The sequence below is a fragment of the Mycobacterium sp. IS-1264 genome (assembly GCF_001954195.1).
Taxonomy (GTDB): Bacteria; Actinomycetota; Actinomycetes; order Mycobacteriales; family Mycobacteriaceae; genus Mycobacterium.
In genome coordinates, this window is sequence record NZ_MBES01000037.1 from 51,096 (window position 1) to 72,271 (window position 21,176).

At 69.5% G+C, this 21,176-nt stretch carries 19 protein-coding genes; 8 read left to right on the plus strand and 11 right to left on the minus strand.

What is annotated here, in order from left to right:
* Positions 1-15 precede the first annotated feature (15 nt).
* The 5 genes from A5744_RS07140 to A5744_RS07160 are packed head-to-tail and all read right to left on the minus strand — an operon-like array spanning position 16 to position 4,892.
* Positions 16-576 carry a pentapeptide repeat-containing protein gene (locus tag A5744_RS07140; protein ID WP_076059630.1) on the minus strand — a complete coding sequence of 187 codons (561 nt, stop codon included), beginning with the start codon at positions 574-576 and terminating at the stop codon, positions 16-18.
* 5 nt (positions 577-581) lie between these two features.
* Positions 582-1,181: an ATP/GTP-binding protein gene (locus tag A5744_RS07145; protein WP_076059632.1), complete on the minus strand. Its 600-nt coding sequence runs from the start codon at positions 1,179-1,181 to the stop codon at positions 582-584.
* Complete coding sequence (locus A5744_RS07150) at positions 1,162-1,536, minus strand: DUF742 domain-containing protein (RefSeq protein WP_076059633.1); 375 nt, start codon at positions 1,534-1,536, stop codon at positions 1,162-1,164. The genes A5744_RS07145 and A5744_RS07150 overlap by 20 nt, the downstream gene beginning before the upstream one ends.
* Before the next feature lie 6 nt (positions 1,537-1,542).
* Entirely contained in the window at positions 1,543-1,944 is a 402-nt protein-coding gene (locus tag A5744_RS07155; RefSeq protein ID WP_076059635.1) for a serine protease inhibitor, read from the minus strand.
* Complete coding sequence (locus tag A5744_RS07160) at positions 1,941-4,892, minus strand: sensor histidine kinase (RefSeq protein WP_083679226.1); 2,952 nt, start codon at positions 4,890-4,892, stop codon at positions 1,941-1,943. Before A5744_RS07160 ends, A5744_RS07155 begins: the two co-directional genes overlap by 4 nt.
* A 277-nt stretch (positions 4,893-5,169) precedes the next feature.
* On the opposite strand from A5744_RS07160, the gene A5744_RS07165 reads away from it, so the two are divergent.
* The gene (locus tag A5744_RS07165) at positions 5,170-5,634 is read left to right on the plus strand and encodes a tRNA (cytidine(34)-2'-O)-methyltransferase (protein WP_076059639.1); all 465 of its coding nucleotides are present in this window, start codon (positions 5,170-5,172) and stop codon (positions 5,632-5,634) included.
* On the opposite strand, the gene A5744_RS07170 is transcribed toward A5744_RS07165, so the two are convergent.
* Positions 5,631-6,116 (minus strand): MarR family transcriptional regulator, encoded by a 486-nt coding sequence (locus A5744_RS07170; protein ID WP_076059641.1) that lies wholly within the window; start codon positions 6,114-6,116, stop codon positions 5,631-5,633. The genes A5744_RS07165 and A5744_RS07170 overlap by 4 nt on opposite strands.
* Before the next feature lie 135 nt (positions 6,117-6,251).
* Between A5744_RS07170 and A5744_RS07175 the strand changes: the two genes are divergently transcribed.
* Positions 6,252-7,205 carry an NADP-dependent oxidoreductase gene (locus A5744_RS07175; RefSeq protein WP_076059643.1) on the plus strand — a complete coding sequence of 318 codons (954 nt, stop codon included), beginning with the start codon at positions 6,252-6,254 and terminating at the stop codon, positions 7,203-7,205.
* 11 nt (positions 7,206-7,216) lie between these two features.
* Here A5744_RS07175 and A5744_RS07180 read toward each other — a convergent pair whose 3' ends face one another.
* Positions 7,217-7,861 (minus strand): nitroreductase family protein, encoded by a 645-nt coding sequence (locus A5744_RS07180; protein WP_076059645.1) that lies wholly within the window; start codon positions 7,859-7,861, stop codon positions 7,217-7,219.
* 23 nt (positions 7,862-7,884) lie between these two features.
* On the opposite strand from A5744_RS07180, the gene A5744_RS07185 reads away from it, so the two are divergent.
* Positions 7,885-8,295 carry a TIGR03667 family PPOX class F420-dependent oxidoreductase gene (locus A5744_RS07185; RefSeq protein ID WP_076059647.1) on the plus strand — a complete coding sequence of 137 codons (411 nt, stop codon included), beginning with the start codon at positions 7,885-7,887 and terminating at the stop codon, positions 8,293-8,295.
* Between the two features lies 1 nt (position 8,296).
* Here A5744_RS07185 and A5744_RS07190 read toward each other — a convergent pair whose 3' ends face one another.
* Positions 8,297-11,596 (minus strand): error-prone DNA polymerase, encoded by a 3,300-nt coding sequence (locus tag A5744_RS07190; RefSeq protein WP_076059649.1) that lies wholly within the window; start codon positions 11,594-11,596, stop codon positions 8,297-8,299.
* 52 nt (positions 11,597-11,648) lie between these two features.
* On the opposite strand from A5744_RS07190, the gene otsB reads away from it, so the two are divergent.
* Positions 11,649-12,893, plus strand: a complete 1,245-nt coding sequence (gene otsB / locus A5744_RS07195; protein ID WP_139331270.1) for a trehalose-phosphatase — start codon at positions 11,649-11,651, stop codon at positions 12,891-12,893.
* 8 nt (positions 12,894-12,901) lie between these two features.
* Here the strand turns inward: otsB and A5744_RS07200 are convergent, their stop codons facing one another.
* A complete protein-coding gene (locus A5744_RS07200) occupies positions 12,902-13,774 on the minus strand; it encodes a MaoC family dehydratase (protein ID WP_076059652.1) in 873 nt (290 codons plus the stop codon).
* A gap of 93 nt (positions 13,775-13,867) precedes the next feature.
* On the opposite strand from A5744_RS07200, the gene A5744_RS07205 reads away from it, so the two are divergent.
* The 4 genes from A5744_RS07205 to A5744_RS07220 all read left to right on the plus strand — a co-directional run bounded on the left by A5744_RS07205 (position 13,868) and on the right by A5744_RS07220 (position 18,510).
* Positions 13,868-14,572: a histidine phosphatase family protein gene (locus A5744_RS07205; RefSeq protein WP_076059654.1), complete on the plus strand. Its 705-nt coding sequence runs from the start codon at positions 13,868-13,870 to the stop codon at positions 14,570-14,572.
* A 68-nt stretch (positions 14,573-14,640) separates the two neighbouring features.
* Positions 14,641-16,644, plus strand: coding sequence for an SDR family oxidoreductase (locus A5744_RS07210; protein WP_076059695.1), 2,004 nt, complete (start codon positions 14,641-14,643; stop codon positions 16,642-16,644).
* Between the two features lie 47 nt (positions 16,645-16,691).
* Positions 16,692-17,432, plus strand: a complete 741-nt coding sequence (locus A5744_RS07215) for a 2OG-Fe dioxygenase family protein (RefSeq protein ID WP_083679227.1) — start codon at positions 16,692-16,694, stop codon at positions 17,430-17,432.
* 22 nt (positions 17,433-17,454) lie between these two features.
* Positions 17,455-18,510: a nucleoside hydrolase gene (locus tag A5744_RS07220; protein ID WP_076059656.1), complete on the plus strand. Its 1,056-nt coding sequence runs from the start codon at positions 17,455-17,457 to the stop codon at positions 18,508-18,510.
* Here the strand turns inward: A5744_RS07220 and A5744_RS07225 are convergent.
* On the minus strand, positions 18,473-19,585 hold the full coding sequence (locus A5744_RS07225; RefSeq protein WP_076059657.1) for an enolase C-terminal domain-like protein: 1,113 nt from the start codon (positions 19,583-19,585) through the stop codon (positions 18,473-18,475). The genes A5744_RS07220 and A5744_RS07225 overlap by 38 nt on opposite strands.
* Before the next feature lie 42 nt (positions 19,586-19,627).
* A complete protein-coding gene (locus tag A5744_RS07230; protein WP_076059659.1) occupies positions 19,628-21,157 on the minus strand; it encodes a DNA polymerase Y family protein in 1,530 nt (509 codons plus the stop codon).
* Positions 21,158-21,176 lie beyond the last annotated feature (19 nt).

Genomic DNA, 21,176 nt, shown 5'->3' on the forward strand with positions numbered 1-21,176 from the left:
AGCGGGTACGACGGCTCAGGCGTCCGGGCCCGCGTCCAAGCGCAGCCCATGGGCGGCCGCGAAGGCGACGGCTTGGCCGACGTCGACGCGCGCCCCGGCCAGCGTTGCGGTTCTCCACAGCGACGGGTCGACGGTCGCGCCGCGCAGGTCGGCGTCGTCGAGCCGGGTGCCGGCGGTCCGTGCCCCGGACAGGTCGGTGCCACGCAGCACGGCCTTGCGCAGGTCGGTTTCCACGAGGCTGGCCTCGCGGAGCCGGCAGCCGCTCAGGTCGACACCGCGCAGGTCGTTGCCGCCCAGCACCGCGAGCGTGAAGTCCACCTCGTCGAAGGTCGTGGGCCGCAGCCGGCATTGCACAAAGACCGAACCGAGCATGCTGCACTGCGCAAACGTGCTGTGCCACAACAGCGTTCGCTCGAATGTGCAGTTGCGAAACGCCGATCCGCGGTGCTGCGATTCGGCCAGGTTTGCGCCGCTGAAATTGCATTCGGTGAACACGGCCCGTTCGGTGCACAACCGGCTGAGGTCCTCGTCGCGAAAATCCCTGCCGGAAAACTCGCAATCGACCCAGGGCTGCAAAGCGGTCAGCTCGCGGCCAGCGTTTCCAGTGCGTACTCGCTGACCGCGATCAGCGCGTCGGTCGCCGATCTGCGATCCCGTGCGTCGACGGAGATCACCGGGATGTGGCGGGGCAGGGTCAGCGCTTCGCGCACCTCGTCGATGGGATAGCGTGGCGCGCCTTCGAATTCGTTGACCGCGATCAAGAACGGCAGGTTGCAGTGCTCGAAGAAGTCGACCGCGGCGAAGCTGTCCTGCAGGCGCCGGCAGTCGACCAGGACGATCGCCCCGATGGCGCCGCGGACCAGGTCGTCCCACATGAACCAGAACCGGCGCTGGCCCGGGGTGCCGAACAGGTAGAGCACCAGGTCCTCTTCCAAGGTGATCCGGCCGAAGTCCATCGCGACCGTGGTGGTCCGCTTGTCGGGGGTCGCCTCGAGCATGTCGACGCCGGCGGAGGCGTCGGTGACCATCTCCTCGGTGCGCAGCGGCATGATCTCCGAAACCGCCCCGACGAACGTGGTCTTGCCGGCACCGAAGCCGCCCGCGATCACGATTTTCGTCGAGGCGGTGGCTCCCTCATCGGGGTGCGCATCGGGGTGCGGCTCAGAGTGCGCGTAGGGCACGCAGCGTCCTTCCTATGAGATCGTGGCGCTCATCGCGGGTCGAACGCTCGGTCAACGTTCGATGCACCCGAACGTATTCGGAGAGCACCAGATCGCCGATCAAGACGCGCGTGACACCGACCGGCAAATCGAGCCGGGCCGAGATTTCCGCGACGGACGGGCTTTTGACGCACAGTTGGATGATCTTGCCTCTCGCGTCGTTGGGCGGCCATCGGTGCGCCAGTCCGGCCTGCAACGCTTGAATCGGCGCTTCCAGCGGAAGGTCGACTTTGGTTCCGGTCCGTCCGGACGTCAGGGTGTACGGACGGACGAGGCTCGCCTCACGTGAGGGCGGCCAGGACTCGCGCTTGTCCATCGCGGCTCACGAGTGTGCAGCGGACCGGCGGGAGGACTGCACGACGCCGCCCACCCGTTCGACAAGGATGGCCATTTCGTAACCGATCTGACCGATGTCACATGACGTCACCGCCAGCGTGGCCAGGTGTGAGCCGTCGCCGACGCGCATCAGCAAGAGATAGCCGTTCTGCATCTCGACCACGGATTGCAGCACCTGCCCGCCCTCGAACAGCTGCGCGGCCCCGGTCGCCAGGCTCGCGAGCCCGGAGGCAACCGCGGCCAGCTGGTCGGCCCGCTCGCGGGGTAGATGCTCGCTGGCGGCGATGGGCAGCCCGTCGACGGACACCAGCAGCGCGTGCGCCACCCCGGGGACCTCGCGGGCGAAGTTCGTCACCAGCCAGTCCAGTGAGTTATCCGGTGACGTCATTCCTGATCGGGTCCTTGATTCGATTCACGGGCATGCGAGCGTCCGGTGCGCACGCCGCCGAAATGGCTGCTGAAGGAGGCGCGAACCGCGTCGGGGTCGCGCACCGCGGCCGCGTGCTGCGGCCGCCGCTCGGACCGGCTGGAACCGGATCCGCCATTCGATCCTACGAGGGAGCCTTCATCGTCCTGGTCGGGGCCGTCCTCGTCGGCCTGGTCGTGCGCGGACAGGCCGACACCGTTGGCCGCGCCAGGCACCAGCCTCGCACCGGGGGTACGCACCGGCAGGCCGTGCTCGGCGGTGTGCGACTCGACGGGTTTGTCCTCGGCCTCGGCGGCCAGCGACCAGCCACGGTCCCACACCGACTGCCAATCCAGGTCGGCGCTGTTGACCAGGTCGTGCGGGTCGCCCAGCATCTCCGAGAGCATCCGCCGGTAGATCACGTCGTCCTCGCTCGGGGTCTCCGCGGCCTCCGGCGCCTCCGGTGCCTCGGGGATCGACGGGATCGCCTGGACGGACCGGATCGGGGTGACCGACGCGTCGGCTTCCGCAGTGACCGACGCGTCGGCTTCCGCAGTGACCGGCACGTCGGCGTCCGCGTCGGCGGGTTCGGCGGCCGGCGTCTCCGCGGGCACATCCCGCGACCGGGCGGCGAAGAATGCCGAGGTGTCCGAGACCGCCGCGGCCGGGGTTTCGGTCTCCGCGGGCGGCGCCGGTTTCGGCTCCGGCTGCTTCTGCGTCTCCCACCAGGGGGTGGCCAGTTCGCGCCGGTGCCGGCGCGGCTTCTCGGGGGGTTGGGCGGGAACTTCGGTGATGCCGCTGGACCCCGGGTCGCGGCGCGGCAGCAGGGTTATCGGCGGGACCGGCGATTGGGAAGCCGGTGGGGCAGCCGTGTGAGCGCCGTTGTGGGCGGACGTCGTGGCCACGTCGGCGTCTCGCAGGGCGGCCTCGCCGCCGGGGTCGGTCGTCGCCATGGCGTTGGCGAGTTGGGTGCTCGGCGAGGACACGCCTCGGGCCCGTGCTCGCGCCGCCGCCGCCCGTGAGGCGGCGCCCACAAGCACCGTCGCCGGGAGGTAGATCTCGGCCGTCGTACCGGTCGCCGCCTCGTTGGGGCCCGGACCGCGCAGCCCGACGCGGATACCGTGCCGGGCGGCGATCCGGCCGACCACGAAAAGCCCCATGTGGCGGGCGTTGTCGGGGGTGACCTCGCCGCCGGCCTGCAGCCGCATGTTGGCGATGCGCCGATCCGCGTCGTTCATGCCCAAGCCGGCGTCGGCGATCCGCACCAGCACCCCACCGTCGCCGCCGGGCGCCCCGGAGATCCGCACGGACGTCGTCGGCGGCGAGTAGCGCAGGGCGTTGTCGATCAGCTCGGCGAACAGATGGATGGCACCGCCCGCGGCGGCACCGATCAGCGTTGACTCGGGTACCCGGGCGATTTCGACGCGGCGATAGTCTTCGACCTCGGAAACGGCGGCGTTGATGACCGTCGCGAGCGGCACCGGCTCGCGCTGGTCGCGCGCCAGCTGCGCACCCGCCAGCACCAGCAGGTTGGCGCTGTTGCGGCGCAGCCGGGCCGCAAGGTGGTCCAGCCGGAAGAGGCTGTCGAGGCGGTCGGGATCCTCCTCGTTACGTTCCAGCCGGTCGATGAGCTGCAGCTGCTGATCGACCAGCGACCGGCTGCGCCGCGACATGGTCTCGAACATGTCGTTGACCAGCAGCCGCAGCCGCGCCTCGTCGCCGGCGAGCAGCAGGGCCTGGGTGTGCAGTTCGTCGACGGCGTGCGCGACCTGGCCGATTTCCTCGGTGGTGTACACCGGCAACGGCTGCGGGATCGGCTCGGCGCCACCGCCCTTGACCAGCGCGACCTCTTCCTCGAGGTCGGTGTGCGCGACTTTGAGTGCCGCGTCGCGCAGCACCCGAAGCGGCACGACGAGCGCGCGCGCCACCAGCAAGACGATGGCCAGAGCGACCACAATGGCGGCCAGCACCAGGATGCTGTCGAGGATCGCGGCGCGGCGCCGGTCATCGGCCTGGGCGTGCACCGCCTTGGTCACCGACGCGGTGGCGTCCTTGATGACCTGTTCGGCGATCCCGTCGGTGGTCCGTATCGAGCGCAGCAGCTCGGGATTGTCGACCAGCGGGCTGGCCGGGTCGGACATCATCGCCATCCGGGTCACCATTTGCTGCTGCAGCGTCTTGGCTTCGGGCGAGCCCGCGCCCAGTACTTCGCTCATCCCGAACAGCGTCGACGGCTCGGTACCGGCCAGGGTGATCATCGAGGTGCGCAGCTGCGGCTCGGGCAGGTCCGCGCCCCGGGTCACCAGGATTTCCTGCATGGTCATCTGCCCGCGGGCCCCGACCGCGCGGCTCAAACCCTGCGCCTCGGCGCGGATCTTCTCGTCATCGACCCGGACCGACGCGTTGATGACGTCCTCGGCCGTCAACAGCAGCGGCGCATAGGTGGTCACCCGCTCCCGCAAACCGATGCTGTTGTCGGCCACCTTGCTCAACAGCGCCTGCCCGCCGTTGAGCAGGTTGGTCACCGCCGACCGGACGTCGGGGGTCACGTCGGTGTCGGCCAGCCGCGCCGCCAGCTCGCCCTTGCGGGCCTCGAAGTTCTTCTTCGCGCCTTCCTGGTCGCGGTTGGCGGAGCTCGCCATCAGCGCCACGTCGAGCGCGGACATGTACTTGGTGATCGCCGGTAGGACGTCGGCGCGGGCCGCGGCCAGCCGCAGGCCGCTGGAGTTGGCCATGGCGGCGTTGACGCGCAACGCGGCGAAAAGCGACGCCAAAACCAGCGGGACCAGCACGATCGCCAGGACTTTCCACCGCACCGGCCAGTTAGTCAGCGACCAGGCCGGCGGACGCTTGACCGGCGCCGCGGCGGCGGGGGCATCGGCGAACTCGGGGGGAACCGCCTCGACCGAGTCGGCCGGGCGGGCGAACATGGTCACGTGATCGCGGCCGCACGAAGGGCCGCTGCGCTGACATTCAGCGCTGAACAAAAGAGCCTCATGAAACTTCCTGCTTTATTCGCACCCACCCCGCGCAGAAAGGCGCGAGCGGAAAACGCCTGGCAATCCGACGAGTATGACAGCCCAAGCCTCAGGTCACCAGAATTGTTACTGAGCAGACAGAGCCCTTTAAGGTTTCTGCCTACACCGGCAAGCAAATCTGGCAAACACGGCGGGTCACCGGCACGGACGGTTTTGCAATGATCGGCAGATGTTTCGGCTGCTGTTCTATAGCCCGCGCATCGCCCCCAACACCGGCAACGCCATCCGGACGGCGGCCGCCACCGGCACCGAACTGCACTTGGTCGAGCCGCTGGGTTTCCATCTTTCCGAGCCCAAGCTGCGCCGGGCCGGGCTGGATTACCACGACCTCGCGTCGGTCACCGTGCACCCGTCGCTGCCGGCGGCGTGGGACGCGCTGCTGCCGGCGCGGGTGGTGGCGTTCACCGCGCACGCGAGCACCTCGTTCGCCGACATCGGTTACCGGGCCGGCGACGTGCTGATGTTCGGGCCGGAACCCGACGGACTGGACGCGGCGACCCTGGCCGACCCCCACGTCACGCAGCAGGTGCGCATCCCCATGCTTGCCGGCCGGCGCTCGCTGAACCTTGCCAACGCGGCGGCGATCGCCGTGTACGAGGCCTGGCGCCAGCACGGCTACGCGGGCGCGGTCTAGCCGTGGCGTTTGCGCGGAGCGGCCGAGCGGGGTGGCCGATCACGCATGTGATCGCGGACGCGACTCATCAGGTCCCCGAGGATCTGCGCGTCGTGATCGGAAAGTGAGCCGTACAGGAGTTCGCGCACGACCTGGATGTGGCCGGGTAGAACCTTGGCGACAAGGGCTCGACCTGCCTCGGTGATCTCGACGCCCGTGGCGCGCTTGTCATGGGTACTGACTTGGCGGGTGATGAGCCCCGCCTTTTCCAACAGTCCCGCCTGATGGGTCAGGCCGCTGCGGCTGTAGACCACGCCATCGGCGAGCTCGGTCATGGTGAGCGGTTGGCCGGCGTCGACCAGTTTGGCCAAGACCTCGAACTGCACGTAGCTGAGGCCGCCCTCGGCCTGCAACTGCTGTCGCACGGCGTACTGGAGCAAGCTGGTCGCCTCGGTCAGGGCGAAGTAAGTGCGCAGTTGCACGGGCTTGAGGCCTTCGGCCATCCGGCCATCTTAATGTTTCAACATCGAAGCAATGAGACGACCGTCACAGCCGTCTTCGGAATTGCTTCGATGTTGAAGCAAGTTACTCCAGGTGCAACTGCTTCAACATCGAAGCAATCGAGGAAGGGGAAGATCATGAAGGCTGTGCGATACCACCGTTACGGCGACAGCGACGTCTTGCAGTACGAGGAGGCCCCGCGACCGCTGCCGGGCCCGGGGCAAGTGCTGGTGAAGGTGGCCGCCACCTCGTTCAACCCGGTGGATGCCGGCATTCGCGGCGGCTATCTGGCCGAGGTGTACCAAATCAGCTTCCCGCACATCCCCGGCGTCGACGTCTCGGGCACGATCGCCGAACTCGGTGACGGCGTTCAGGGATGGAACGTCGGCGATGCGGTCGTCGCGTTTCTGCCCCTGGATGCCGATGGCGCCGCCGCGGAGTACGCGATAGCGCCGGCCGAGTCGCTGGCCGCCGCACCGCAGTCGGTGGATCTAGCGGATGCGGCTGCACTGCCGGAGCCCGCATTGACGGCGTGGCAAGCGCTGTTCGAGATCGCCGGTTTGACGGCCGGGCAGACGATCCTGATCAATGGCGCGTCGGGCGCGGTCGGCGGCTACGCGATTCAGCTGGCCACGCAGGCCGGTGCCGTCGTGACCGCGACCGCCAAGGCGCGTGACGCCGAGCGCCTGCGCGGCTTGGGCGCCGACCGGATCGTCGACTACATCGACTACACGCGCTCGCCGATCGACGTCGATGGTGCACCGTTCGACGTGGTGCTCAACCTGGTCAGCACCTCGCCGGAGGAGACCGAAGCCCTCATCGGCGTCGTCGCCGACGGCGGCTTTCACGTCGGCACCATGACTTCTGGCCCGGAAAACCCCGGCCGCCGGATCCGCACGCAACGGGTCTTCGTACGCAGCGACGCCGGGCAGCTGGCCGGGCTGGTCAGCCGCGCCGACGCCGGGCAGCTGCGCATCGAAGTCGCCGACCGGCGCCCGCTCGATCAGGCCGCGGCCGTGCACGCCGACTCCGACGCGGGCCGCCTGCACGGCAAGACCATCCTCCTGCCGGACGCCCCGTTTAGGCGGTGACGACCTAGCGGCTACCAGCTGTTCCAGTGCGTGAGGCTCTCGGCGGGCAGCCGCTTGGCCCGCCGGAAGTCGGTGCCTTTGGTGTAGGCGATCGGGAACAGCCCGCCCTGGCTGTACTGGTCGTAGGGGATGCCGAGCACTTCGGCGGCCTGCTTTTCGCCATCGCGCAGCAGGTGCAGCGTCGTCCAGCAGGAGCCCAAGCCGCGGGAGCGCAGCGCCAGGCAGAAGCTCCACACCGCCGGGAACAGCGATGCCCAGAACGACACGCCGCCCAGCGGCGTCTTGTCCTCGCGGCCTTCGATGCAGGGAATCATCAGCACCGGCGCCTGGTGCATGTGCTCGGCGAGATAGGTCGCGGAATCCCTGACCTTGCCCATCCGCTCACCGCGGGTGTCTCCCTCGGCGTACTCGGGCGACGGCGAGGCGAGGTAGCCGCGGGCATTGTTCAGGTAGATGTCGCCGATCGCCTTCTTCTTCTCGGTGTCCTCGACGAAGACCCACTGCCAGCCCTGCGAGTTGGAGCCCGTCGGCGCCTGCAGCGCCAAGTCGAGGCATTCCATCAACACCTCGCGAGGTACCGGCCTGTCGAAATCGAGGCGCTTGCGGACCGAGCGAGTGGTGGTGAGAACTTCGTCGACGGACAAGTTGAGGGTCATGGGTGGAGACTACATTCGGGCCCATGAGCGTCGAACTGACACAAGAGGTTTCCGGCAGGCTTATCTCCGACCACTATGGGTGGCTGACAACGGTCGCAAAATCGGGGCAACCGGTACCGCGGCTGATCTGGTTCTACTTCGACGGCGCGAAGCTGACGGTGTACTCCATGCCGCAGGCGGCCAAGGTGGCCCACATCAAGTCGCACCCGAAGGTGAGCCTCAATCTGGATTCCGACGGCAACGGCGGTGGCATCATCGTCGTCGGCGGGATCGCCACGGTGGACGCCGTCGACGTCGACTGCCGCGACGACGAGCCCTACTGGGCGAAGTACAGCGAGGAAGCGGCGAAGTTTGGTCTCACCGAGGCGATGGGCTCCTACAGCACCCGGCTGACGATCACCCCGACCAAGGTGTGGACGACACCGACGGGCTGAGTCAGCGGAAGTCACGCGAGCGCGAACCGACCGCCAAGGTGATGCGGCCCAACCGCTCGGCCACGACAGTGACTGCGCCACTGGCGTTTTGGACCTGGCCACGCACCAGCAGCGCCGGCGCGGTGTTGGCCAGCTTGCGGTGCCGGGCCCACACCCCCGGCGTGCAGAGCACGTTGACCATCCCGGTTTCGTCCTCGAGATTGAGGAAGGTCACCCCTTGGGCCGTCGCGGGTCGCTGCCGATGGGTCACCGCGCCGGCGATCAGCACGCGATCGCCGTCGGGCACGCTCAGCAGCTTCTCGGCCGGAACCACGCCCATCGCGTCGAGATCGTCCCGCAGGAACTGCGTCGGATAGCTGTCCGGCGAGATGCCGGTGGCCCACACGTCGGCGGCGGACAGCTCCAGCTCACTCATCCCCGGCAGCGACGGAATGTGCGACGACGACCCCACGCCGGGTAGCCGGTCGGGCCGCTGAGTGGCCGCCGCCCCGGCCGCCCACAAACCCTCGCGGCGGGACATCCCGAAGCACCCAAAAGCCCCGGCCGTCGCCAGCGCTTCGGTCTGCGGCACGGATAGCTGCAGCCGGGCGGTTAGATCCAGCAGAGAAGCGAACGGGCCGTGGGCTTTTCGCTCCTCGACCAGTTGTTCGGCGAGATCGTCGCCGATATGACGGACGGCGCCCAAACCCAGCCGCACTTCCGTCCCGGCGTTCTCGAGGGTGGCGTGCGCCAGGCTGGCGTTGACACACGGACCGTGCACCACCACCCCGTGCCTGCGCGCATCGGCCACCAGTGACTGCGGGGAATAGAAACCCATCGGCTGTGCGCGCAGCAGCGCGGCGCAGAACGCCGCCGGGTGGTGCAGCTTGAACCACGACGAGTAGAACACCAGCGACGCGAAGGACAGTGCGTGGCTTTCCGGGAAGCCGAAGTTGGCGAATGCCTCCAGCTTTTCGTAGGTCCGCTCGATCACGTCGTCGGTGGCGCCGTGCAGCGCGCGCATGCCGTCGTAGAACCGGCCGCGCAGGCGTCGCATGCGTTCGGCCGACCGCTTGGATCCCATGGCGCGCCGCAGCTGGTCGGCCTCGGCGGCCGAGAAGCCGGCGCAGTCGACCGCGAGTTGCATCAGCTGTTCTTGAAAAAGCGGAACCCCCAGCGTCTTTCGCAGCGCCGGTTCCATGGAGGGGTGGTCGTAGACGACCGGATCGATGCCGTTGCGCCGCCGGATGTAGGGGTGGACCGACCCGCCCTGGATGGGCCCGGGACGGATCAGCGCCACCTCCACCACCAGGTCGTAGAACTCCCGCGGCCGTAGCCGCGGCAACGTCGCCATCTGCGCCCGCGACTCCACCTGGAACACGCCAACGGAATCGGCGCGTGCCAGCATCTCGTACACCGCCGGTTCGGAGAGATCGAGCCTGGCCAGATCGACCTCGATGCCCTTGTGTTCGGCCACCAGGTCCTTCGCATAGTGCAGCGCCGAGAGCATGCCCAGCCCGAGCAGGTCGAACTTCACCAAACCGATTGCCGCGCAGTCGTCTTTGTCCCATTGCAGAACGCTGCGGTTCTCCATGCGGGCCCACTCCACCGGGCACACGTCGGCGATCGGACGGTCGCAGATCACCATGCCCCCGGAGTGGATTCCCATGTGCCGCGGCAGGTTCCGGATCTGGGTGGCCAGGTCGATCACCTGCGGCGGAATGTCTTCGATGTCGGGCGAGTCGGCCAGCCCGTTCCAGCTGCTGACCTGCTTGCTCCACGCGTCCTGCTGTCCCTGCGAGAAACCCAGGGCGCGGGCCATGTCGCGCACCGCGATTCGCCCCCGGTAGGTGATCACGTTGGCGACCTGTGCGGCGTAGTCCCGGCCATATTTGTCGTAGACGTACTGGATGACCTTTTCGCGCTGGTCCGACTCGATGTCCATGTCGATGTCGGGCGGACCGTCACGGGCGGGCGACAGGAAGCGCTCGAACAACAGCTCGTTGGTCACCGGGTCCACCGCGGTGACGCCGAGGGCGTAGCAGACCGCGGAGTTGGCCGCCGATCCCCTGCCCTGGCACAGGATGTTGTTGTCCCGGCAGAACCGGGCGATGTCGTGCACCACCAGGAAGTATCCCGGAAACTGCAGTTGTGCAATGACTTTCAGCTCATGCTCGATCTGGGAGTAGGCGCGCGGCGCGGCCTCGGCCGGTCCGTAACGGTCGCGCGCCCCGGCCATCACCAACTGCCGCAGCCAGCTGTCCTCGGTGTGCCCGTCGGGCACGTCGAACGGCGGCAGCTGCGGCGCGATGAGCGCCAGCCCGAACGCGCACTGCTCGCCAAGCTCGGCCGCGGCGGTCACCGCCTCGGGCCGCTGCGCGAACAGCCGGGCCATCTCCTCGCCGGAGCGCAGATGCGAACCGCCCAGCGGGGCCAGCCATCCCGCGGCGGAATCCAGCGACTGCCGGGCCCGGATCGCCCCCATCGCCATGGCCAGCCGCCGCCGCGACGGCCCCGCGAAGTGCGCGCCGGTGGTGGCGACGACACCGACACCGAACCGCGGCGCGAGTGCGGCCAGCGCTTCGTTGCGTTCGTCGTCGAGCGGATGACCGTGATGGGTCAACTCGATGCTGACCCGCGCCGCGCCGAACCGGTCGACCAGGTCGGCCAGCGCGCGGGCCGCCGCGTCCGGCCCGCCGTCGGAAAGCGCTTGGCGCACATTGCCTTTGCGGCACCCGGTCAGGATGTGCCAGTGCCCGCCCGCCGCCTCGGTCAGCGCGTCGAAGTCGTAGCGCAGCTTGCCCTTCTCGCCGCCGGCCAGATGCGCAGCGGCCAGCTGCCGCGACAGCCGACGGTAGCCCTCCGGGCCACGGGCCAGCACCAGCAGATGCGGCCCGGGCGGATCGGGCTCCTCGGTGCGGGCGACGGGCGCGAAAGACAGTTCGGCGCCGAAGACGGTACGCACGTCGAGTTCCGCGGCCGCTTCGGCGAACCGCACCGCCCCGTACAGCCCGTTGTGGTCGGTCAATGCCAGAGCGCGCAGATCCAGCCGGGCCGCCTCCTCGACCAGCTCCTCCGGCGTGCTGGCCCCGTCGAGGAAGCTGTACGCCGAATGCGCGTGGAGCTCGGCGTAGGCGACGGACGAACGGACCCTCCGGTTGTCGTCCGGCGGCTCATACGCCCCGCGCTTGCGCGACGTGGGGACGTCTCCCCCGGCTTCGAAAGCCGGCTCGACCGGGGCCGGGCCGCCCGCACGGCGCGGCTTGCCATCGAGCACCCGCTCCATTTCCGCCCAACTCGGCGGCCCGTTGAACCAGCCCACACGGCGAGTATATCGAATGTATGTTCGATTCCGCTCCGTGAGAAAGTTGGTCGTGCGCAAGTTGGGGCAGGTCATCATCGACCCGCGCCGCCATGACGCGGTGCTGTTCGACCTCGACGCGGTGGTGACGGCCGAGGGCGCCGCGGCAGACCCGGCGGTGACGCTGATCCGGCTGCTGCACGAGATCGGTGCCGGCACCGCCGTTTTTACCAACGACCGCGACCGCCGAGACGCCCTGGCGGGGATCGACGTGCACGTGGGTGGCCCGGTCGAGACGGCCGACGGCCTGGGCGCGCGACCCGGTCGGTGCGTCGTCGTCGCGCACGACGCGGCCGGCGTCGCGGCGGGGCGCGACGGTGGATTCGCGTTGGTCATCGGGGTCGACCCCACGGGTCACCGCGACGAGCTGCGCCGGTTCGGCGCCGACGCGGTCGTCGCCGGGCTGCAGGAAGTGACCGTGCGGACCGGGGACCGACGGCTCTCGCAGCTTCCCGACGCATTGCAGGCCCTCGGCCTGGCCGCGGGCCTGACCGCCCGGCAGCCGGCGGTGTTCTTCGATTTCGACGGCACACTGTCGGACATCGTCGACGATCCGGACGCGGCCCGGCCGGCCGCCGGTGCTGTCGAGGCGCTGCGGAAATTGGCCGCGCATTGCCCGGTCGCGGTGCTGTCCGGCCGCGACCTCGCCGACGTGACCGAGCGGGTCGGCCTGCCCGGCATCTGGTATGCGGGCAGCCACGGTTTCGAGCTGACCGCACCCGACGGAACGCACCACCAAAATGAGGCCGCGGCGGCGGCCATTCCGGTGCTGGAGCGCGTCGCAGGCCAGCTGCGCGACCAGCTCGGGTCGGTTCCCGGTGTTGTGGTGGAGCACAAGCGATTCGGTGTGGCCGTGCACTATCGCAATGCCGCCCGAGATCGCGTCGGCGAGGCGGCGGCGGCGGTGCGCGCGGCGGGTCAGCGTCACGCGCTGCGCGTGACCACCGGCCGCGAAGTCATCGAGTTGCGTCCGGATATCGACTGGGACAAGGGGAAAACGCTTCGGTGGGTGATCGACCACCTGCGTCACGCCGGTCCTCAGGCCGGCGCGAACCTGACGCCGATCTATCTCGGCGACGACATCACCGACGAGGATGCGTTCGACGCGGTGCGCCACGACGGCGTCCCAATTGTGGTGCGGCACACCGACGATGGCGACCGCGCCACGGCGGCACTGTTCGCGCTGGACAGCCCCGCGCGCGTCACCGAGTTCACCGACCGGCTGGCGCGTCAGCTAAGCGACGCCCACGTGGGCTAGCCGACCAGCTAGCCGTCCACGTATTCCGCCGCGCCGTCGTCGAGCACCACGCGCGCGGGGTTGCCTTCGGCGCCCGACGCCTCGGTGCGGAAAACCGCCTTGCCCGGCTCGGTGCGCCAGATCAGCGTGGTCAGCGTTTCGCCGGGGAACACCGGCGAGCTGAACCGCGCATCGATCGAGGTGACGTTGGCGGCCACCCCCTTGCCGAGCTCGGCGACCAGCGCCCGGCCCGACACGCCGTAGCTGCACAGCCCGTGCAGGATCGGCTTCGGGAACCCGGCCAGCTCCCGGGCGAACCACGGGTCGCTGTGCAGGGGGTTGCGGTCACCGGACAGCCGGTAGATCAGCGCCTGGTCCTCGCGGGTGGGCAGCGGGATCCGGACGTCGGGCTCGCGGTCCGGAAATTCCGGCGCGACCGGCCGCTGACCCGGCTGCCCCCCGAAACCGCCCGCGCCCCGGATGACGAAGGTGGTCGACGCTTCGGCGATCAGCGCCCCCGAGTCCGGGTCCGTGCCCCGAGAGCGCAGCATCACGACCGCGTTCTTGCCCTCGCCCTTGTCCTGAATGTCGGTGACCTCGGAGACCACCGACAGCTTGCCCGCCGCCGGCAGCGGCGCATGCAGCCGGATACCCTGCGATCCGTGTAAAAGCATGGCCCAGTTGAACTTTCCGATCTTGCCCGCCGCCCCGAAGGCCGGGCAGCAGATCACTGCGTAGGTGGGAAGCACTTGTTGGGGAGTGTCGTGGCTGTTCTCCGTCGTGAACGACAAGTCATCGATCCCACAACCGACGCCGAGGGCATACAGCAACGTGTCCCGGTCCGTCCATTCGAAGGTCATCGGTTCGGTCACCGCACCGACGGCACTCGGATCAATCGCCATACGAGCATCCTCTCCAGTGGAAATTCGGCTTTTTCTGCACTCAACCATCGCAAACCCTTCCCACCGACATGGTGGGCAGGGCAGGCTATCGCCATGCGCAATCGCAGCATGATCTGGAAGGCGGCCAGCGTGCTTGCCGCAACCGTAATCGTCGGTGCCTGCGGCGGCTCGGCGCAGGCGCACAGCATCACCCTGACCTTCATCCGCAACGCGCAGTCCCAGGCGAATGCGGACGGGGTCATCGACACCGGTATCCCCGGCCCCAGCCTCACCGCCGAGGGCAAGGGGCAGGCCCAGCAACTGGTACACCAGGCCGGCCACAACCAGTACGACAGCGTCTACGCCTCGGAGATGGCGGAAGCCCAGCAGACCGCCGGGCTGCTGGCCAGCGAACTAGGCAAGCAGGTCGAGGTGCTCAACGGCCTGCAGTCGATCAACGCCGGCTGGTACAACGGCAAACCCGAAACGATGTCAAGCTCGACGTACATGCTGGCGCCGGCGGACTGGATCAACGGCGACCTGCAGAACAGCATCCCGGGGTCGGTCAGCGGCAAACAGTTCAACGATCAGTTCACCGCCGCGATCCAGAAGATCTACAACAGCGGTCACCACAGCCCGGCGGTGTTCTCGCAGGGCACGGCGATCATGGTCTGGACGCTGATGAACACGAAGAACGCCAAGACCAGTCTGCTGAGCAGCCATCCCCTGCCCAATATCGGCCGGGTGGTCGTCACCGGCAACCCGGTGGACGGCTGGACGCTGGTGGACTGGGACGGCATCCGCAACTTCACGGCCTGAGCGACGTCTAGCCGATAGCGGTACAGATCACGGTTGACGTGCGCGGCACCAACCGCCACCATGGCTGCATGCGGTATGTCGTTACCGGCGGTACCGGGTTTATTGGTCGCCGCGTCGTAGCTCGCCTGTTGGACGAGCACGCCGATGCCGAGGTGTGGGTGCTGGTCCGCCGCCAGTCGCTGGGACGCTTCGAGCGCCTCGCCGCCCAGTGGGGGGAACGGGCGAAACCACTGGTCGGCGAGCTTCCGGAGCTAACGCTCAGCGACGAGACCGTGGCGGAGCTGGGTCCAGTCGCCCATGTCGTGCACTGCGCGGCGATCTACGACCTCACCGCCGGCGAGGCCGAGCAGCGGGCCGCCAACGTGGAGGGCACCCGCGCCGTCATCGGGCTGGCGCAGCGGCTGGGCGCCACGCTTCACCACGTGTCATCGATCGCGGTGGCCGGCGACTTCGCCGGCGAGTACACCGAGGACGACTTCGACGTCGGCCAGCGGTTGCCGACGCCGTATCACCAAACCAAGTTCGAGGCCGAGTCGCTGGTGCGCTCGGCGCCCGGCCTGCGCTACCGCATCTACCGGCCGGCGGTGGTAGTCGGCGATTCGCGCACCGGCGAGATGGACAAGGTCGACGGTCCCTACTACTTCTTCGGAATACTGTCGGTGCTGGCCCGCCTTCCCAAGTTGACGCCGATCCTGCTGCCCGATACCGGGCGCACCAACATCGTTCCGGTCGACTACGTGGCCGACGCGCTGGTCGCCCTCATGCACGCCGACGGTCGAGACGGGCAGACCTTCCACCTCACCGCGCCGAAAACCATTGGGCTGCGCGGCATCTACCGCGGTGTCGCCAAGGCGGCCGGGCTGCCCCCGCTGCGCGGGTCGCTGCCCCGCTCGGTGGCGGCACCGGTGCTGAAGGCCAGTGGGCGCGCCAAATGGATGCGCAACATGGCGGCCACCCAGCTCGGGATTCCCGCCGAGATCCTCGACGTCGTCGACCTGAAGCCCGTATTCGTCAGCGACGAGACCCGGAAAGCGTTGCGCGGCACCGGCATCGAGGTCCCCGAGTTCGCGAGCTACGCCCCCAAGCTGTGGCGGTACTGGGCCGAGCACCTCGACCCCGACCGCGCGCGGCGCGACGACCCGACGGGCCCGCTGCAGGGCCGGCACGTCATCATCACCGGTGCATCGAGCGGCATCGGCCGCGCGTCGGCCATCGCCGTCGCGGAAAAGGGCGCGACGGTTTTCGCGCTGGCCCGCAACGCCGACGCGCTGGATCAGCTGGTGGCCGAGATCCGTGCCAACGGCGGTCAAGCGTTCGCGTTCACCTGCGACGTCACCGACTCCACCTCGGTGGAGCACACCGTCAAGGACATCCTGGGCCGCTTCGACCACGTCGACTACCTGGTGAACAACGCCGGCCGGTCGATCCGGCGCTCGGTGGTCAACGCGACGGACCGCATGCACGACTACGAACGGGTGATGGCGGTCAACTACTTCGGCGCGGTGCGGATGGTGCTGGCGCTGCTGCCGCACTGGCGCGAGCGCCGGTTCGGGCACGTCGTCAACGTGTCCAGCGCCGGTGTGCAGGCCCGCAATCCGAAATACAGTTCGTACCTGCCCACCAAGGCCGCGCTGGACGCGTTCGCCGATGTCGTCGCGACGGAGACGCTGTCCGACCACATCACCTTCACCAACATCCATATGCCGCTGGTCCGCACGCCGATGATCGTGCCGTCGCAGCGGCTCAACCCGGTTCCGCCGATCAGCCCCGAGCGCGCCGCGGCGATGGTGGTGCGCGGGCTGGTGGAGAAACCGGCCCGCATCGATACCCCGATGGGCACGCTGGCCGAAGTCGGCAACTACTTCACACCGAGGCTGTCGCGGCGGATCCTGCATCAGCTCTACCTGGGCTACCCGGATTCGGCCGCGGCCCGCGGGCTGCCCACCGACCCGGGCGCGGCTGCACCGGCCCGCCGCAAGCCGAAGCGCCCGGCGCGGGCCGTCGCCCGCGGCATCCGGACGCCCCGCCCGGTCAAGCGGCTGGTGCGATTGGTGCCCGGAGTGCACTGGTAAATCCGCTAGTTGCGTTTGGCCGCACCGGATTGCGGTATTCCCGACCGATGGCCCGGATTACTTCCGACCGGCGCACGCACGCCGACCCGGTCGCCGTCGCGGCGGAACAGCTCACCAGTACGGGCGCGGCCCTGATCCCGTCGTTCGACGTGACCCGAAGCCTGGAGGTGGGCCGTGAAGCCTGGACGCGCTTTGGCCGGCACTGGGACGACCTGGTGCCCGACCCCTATGCGGCGGAGCTGGGCGTGGTGCGGCTACGCCGCTACGGCCAGTACCTGTTCCGCGACGGGGTTGCGCAACGCATGCCCGCCAACACCTTCGCGCAGCCGGACGACTCCAATCCCCTCTACATCAACCGGGGTCGCGACTTCGAGCCGCTGACCGACGCGTTCGGCCAGGATCCCTTGCTGCACAAGGTGATCAAGCTGCTGGCCCGCTTGGCGGCGGCCCTCGACGACGTGGTCAACTGGAACGTCAAGGTGCATCCGTTCCGCGTCCGATCCACCGGCGAGGGCGGCCATCCGACGCCCGAGGGCATGCACCGCGACGGCGTCACCCTGGTCAGCGCGCTGCTGATCGGACGCCGCAACGCCATCGGTGGCGAGAGTTCGGTGTGCGACTCGGACGGTCACCGGTTGCTGACGACAACGCTGGCCGAGCCCGGGACGTTGCTGCTGGGCGACGACCGCCGGAACCTGCACGGCGTCACCCCGGTCCGGCCCATCGACGCCCCCGCGCCGGCGCAGCGCGACGTCCTGGTGATCACTTTCGCGTCCCGCTGGCCCTGAGCGTCCCGGTATCCTTGCCGCGGTGAAGCCCGTTTTCGTCGACGTCGACACCGGTGTCGACGATGCGCTGGCCCTGATCTACCTGCTGGCCAGCCCGGAGGCGGACGTGGTCGGCATCGCCTCGACGGCCGGCAACGTCGCGGTGGATCAGGTGTGTGAGAACAACCTGGGTCTGCTCGAATTGTGCGGGGCCACAGACATACCCGTGTCCAAGGGGGCCCAGCAGCCGTTGAACTGTCCGTTGCGCCCCGGGAAGGCGCACGGCCCCAGGGGCATGGGGTACGCCGACGTGCCGCCCACCCGCCGCCGGCTCACCGACTACGATTCCGCTACCGCCTGGGTGCGCGCGGCACACGCCCACGCCGGGGAGTTGATAGGCGTGGCCACCGCGCCGCTGACCAATCTGGCGCTGGCGCTGCGCGCCGAGCCCGCGCTCCCGACGCTGCTGCGCCGCCTGGTGATCATGGGCGGCGCCTACGACTACCGCGGCAACACCAATCCGGTCGCCGAATGGAACATCAGCGTGGACCCGGAGGCGGCGGCCGAGGTGTTCGCGGCCTGGTCTAAAGCCCTTGGACCCCAACGCCTTCCGATGCTGTGCGGGCTGGATCTCACCCAGCACATCGCGATGACGCCGGAGATGGTGGCACGGCTGGCGGCCGCGGCGAACTCGACCACCACGCCGATGAGCGCCGACGATGAACGCGGCACGCCGTCGACGGCATCGAATCCGCTGATCCGGGTGATCGAGGATGCGCTGCGGTACTACTGCGAGGTCCACCACGACCACGCTCACGGATACGTGGCGCATCTGCACGATCCGCTGGCCGCCGCGGTCGCGCTGGAGCCGGAGCTGGTGACGACCCGGGCGGCGACGGTCGACGTCGAGCTGGCCGGGACCCTGACCCGCGGCATGACCGTGGTCGATTGGTCGGGGCGCTGGGGCCGGGAACCCAACGCGCACATCGGTATTGGCGTGGAACCTGAGGAGTTCTTCGACCGGTTCATCGCACGGGTCGGGATGTTCGCCCGCGATGAGTTCAGGCGACGCGGAACTGCTCGAGATCCGCGTCCTTGACGGTCAACCCGTGTCCGGGCGCGGTGCGGTCCGGGCGCAGCACGCCGCCCGGCTCGGGATCGATGGTCCCGTCGAACGCGAGCCGTTCGATCCGCACGTGGTCGTGGAAGTACTCGAGGTGGCGCAGGTGCCAGATGGCGGTGCCAACCTGGGCGCTGATCTGCGGCGCGCAGTGCAGCGAGAGGTCCATGCCCCGCGCGTCGCACAACGCGGCAACCTTGAGCACCCCGGTGATGCCGAGGGCCCGGGTGACGTCGGCCTGCAGGCAGTCGACCGCGCCCGCGGCAAGCATGCGCTGGAAGTAGGGCAGGTGGTACCCGTATTCGCCGGCCGCGATGTCCATGCCGGCCGGCCCGCGCTCGCACAGCTGGCGTAATCCGTCGAGATCGTCGGAGGACACCGGTTCTTCGAACCACCGCACGTCGTACTCCGCGTAGCGCTCGGCCCACAGCAGTGCCTGCTTGCGCTGATACGCCCCGTTGGCGTCGACGAACAGCTCGGCATCGTCGCCGATCGCCGCCCGCGCTGCCGCGACCCGACCGACGTCGGCGTCCGGGTCGCGACCCACCTTCATCTTGACCCGGGGAATGCCGGCCTCGACCCAGCCGCTCAGCTGCGCGCACAGGGTGTCGTTGTCGTATGAGGTGAACCCGCCGCTGCCGTAGATCGGGGTGGCGTCGTGCACGGCGCCCAGCGCCACGACCAACGGTTCGTCCAACAGGCGAGCGCGCAAGTCCCACAGCGCGATGTCGAGCGCCGAGATCGCCTCGGCGACCACGCCCGGCTTGCCCAGGTTGCGGACCGCGTCCTGCATCTGCGCCCACCGCGCCGGCGGCTGCAGCGCGTCCGCGCCGTCCAGGACGTCGGCCAGCTTGGAGCGGACGACGGTGACGACGGGCGCGCCCGCGTAGGTGTAGCCGACCCCGACCTGCCCGCCGGCCCGCACGCTCGCCAGGACAAGGGTCGTCGAGTCCCACTCCAGGGTGCCGTCGGACTCCGGTGCGTCGGTCGGGATCGAGTAGGCCGAGGCCTCGACGGATTCGACGGGGATCGCTGAACTCGCACGTAAAGCCATGCTGGATGACTACCCGCACACCCGCCGGGTATGCCCGCACCGTTACTCGTAACTCCCCTCGAGATACCAGCGCCGCTGGCGGTAGCACAGCAGAAACGCCCGCTCGTCCTCCAGCAAGACCTGGGCGCGGGCGGCGCTGCCCTTGGCGTCGGGGTCCCACCACCGCTCGTCGACCGGCCACGGTCCGGCCCACCAGCTCAGCCGCTCGTCTCGAGCGTCCACGGTCAGCCGGGCGGGGTCGGCCGAGAACAGCCCCCGTCCGGTTACCCGTATCGGATTGCCTTGGGCGTCAAGCAATTCCACCGGGTCATCGAGCAGGACCGCGGGCGACGGGTCGGGCAGTTGTCCGGGCCACGGCAACCCCGGGTCGGCGCCCGGCACCGGCTCGTCGCCCAGCGGGGTCAGCGTGATGCGTTCGGCGGGCCCGCGGCCGCCGGAGAGCACCGGCACCCGCACCGCCTCCGGGCCGAGCAGGCCCTGCACCCGCACCAGCGCGCGGCGGGCCCGCAGCCGGTCCTCCTCGCCGAGACCGCCCCATAGCGGCAATTGCAGCGCCTCGGCGGACACCACCTCCACCGCCTGCAGCCGCAGCAACGTCACCGCCGCCGTGGGCGCGCGGACTCGGGCATTCCGGTTGCTCAACCACCCGTCCAGCTGCCAGCGCACCCGGTCGGCGGTGGCGTCCTCGGTCAGCGGCTCGGCGCAGCGCCACACCCGTTGCAGCTCTTCGCCGTTGGCGGTGACGGCGTGGATGGCCAGCCGGGTGCATCCCACTCCGGCGGCCATCAGCATCTGGTGCAGCGTGCCGGCCAGCGAGCGTCCGGCGAATGCCGCGGCATCGACCCGGTCGATCGGTGGATCGCAGTCCAGGACGGCCTCGAGTTCCGGCGGCGGCTCCCGCCCGGACGGGCCTCGCTCGGGTTCACCGCAGGCGAACCGGTGCGCGGTCACCCCGTCGGCGCCGAACCTGGAGGCCACATCGGTGCGGGACAGCGCGGCGAACTGCCCGATGGTGCGAATCCCCATCCGCCACAACAGATCCGTCAGCTCTTCTCGGCCCGGACCCGACAGGCTCGGCTCGGTGGCCAGCTGCCGGATCGAGAGCACCGACAGGAACTTCGCGTCGCCACCCGGTTCCACGATCCGGCCCGCGCGCGCGGCGAAGACCGCGGTGGACAACTGGTCGGCGATCCCGACCTGACACTCCGCGCCGGCCGCGGCCACCGCGTCGATCAGCCGCTCGGCGGCCACCTCCTCGGACCCGAAATAGCGGGCCGCCCCGCGCACCGGCAACACCAGGAGGCCGGGCCGCAGCACCTCGGCGCGGGGCACCAGATCGTCCACCGCCGCGATCACTCCTTCGAAGAAGCGGGCGTCGCGGTCGGCGTCGGCGGTCGCGACGTGCAGTTGCGGGCACCGGGCCGCGGCCTCGCGGCGTCGCAGCCCTCGGCGCACTCCCACCGCACGAGCGGCCGGCGAGCAGGCGATCACCCGATTGGCCAACGTGACCGCGATGGGAGCGGTCGCGGGCAGGTCCGCTGCCGCTGCCGCCGCGACCGCGGGCCAGTCCATGCACCAGATCGCTAAAACC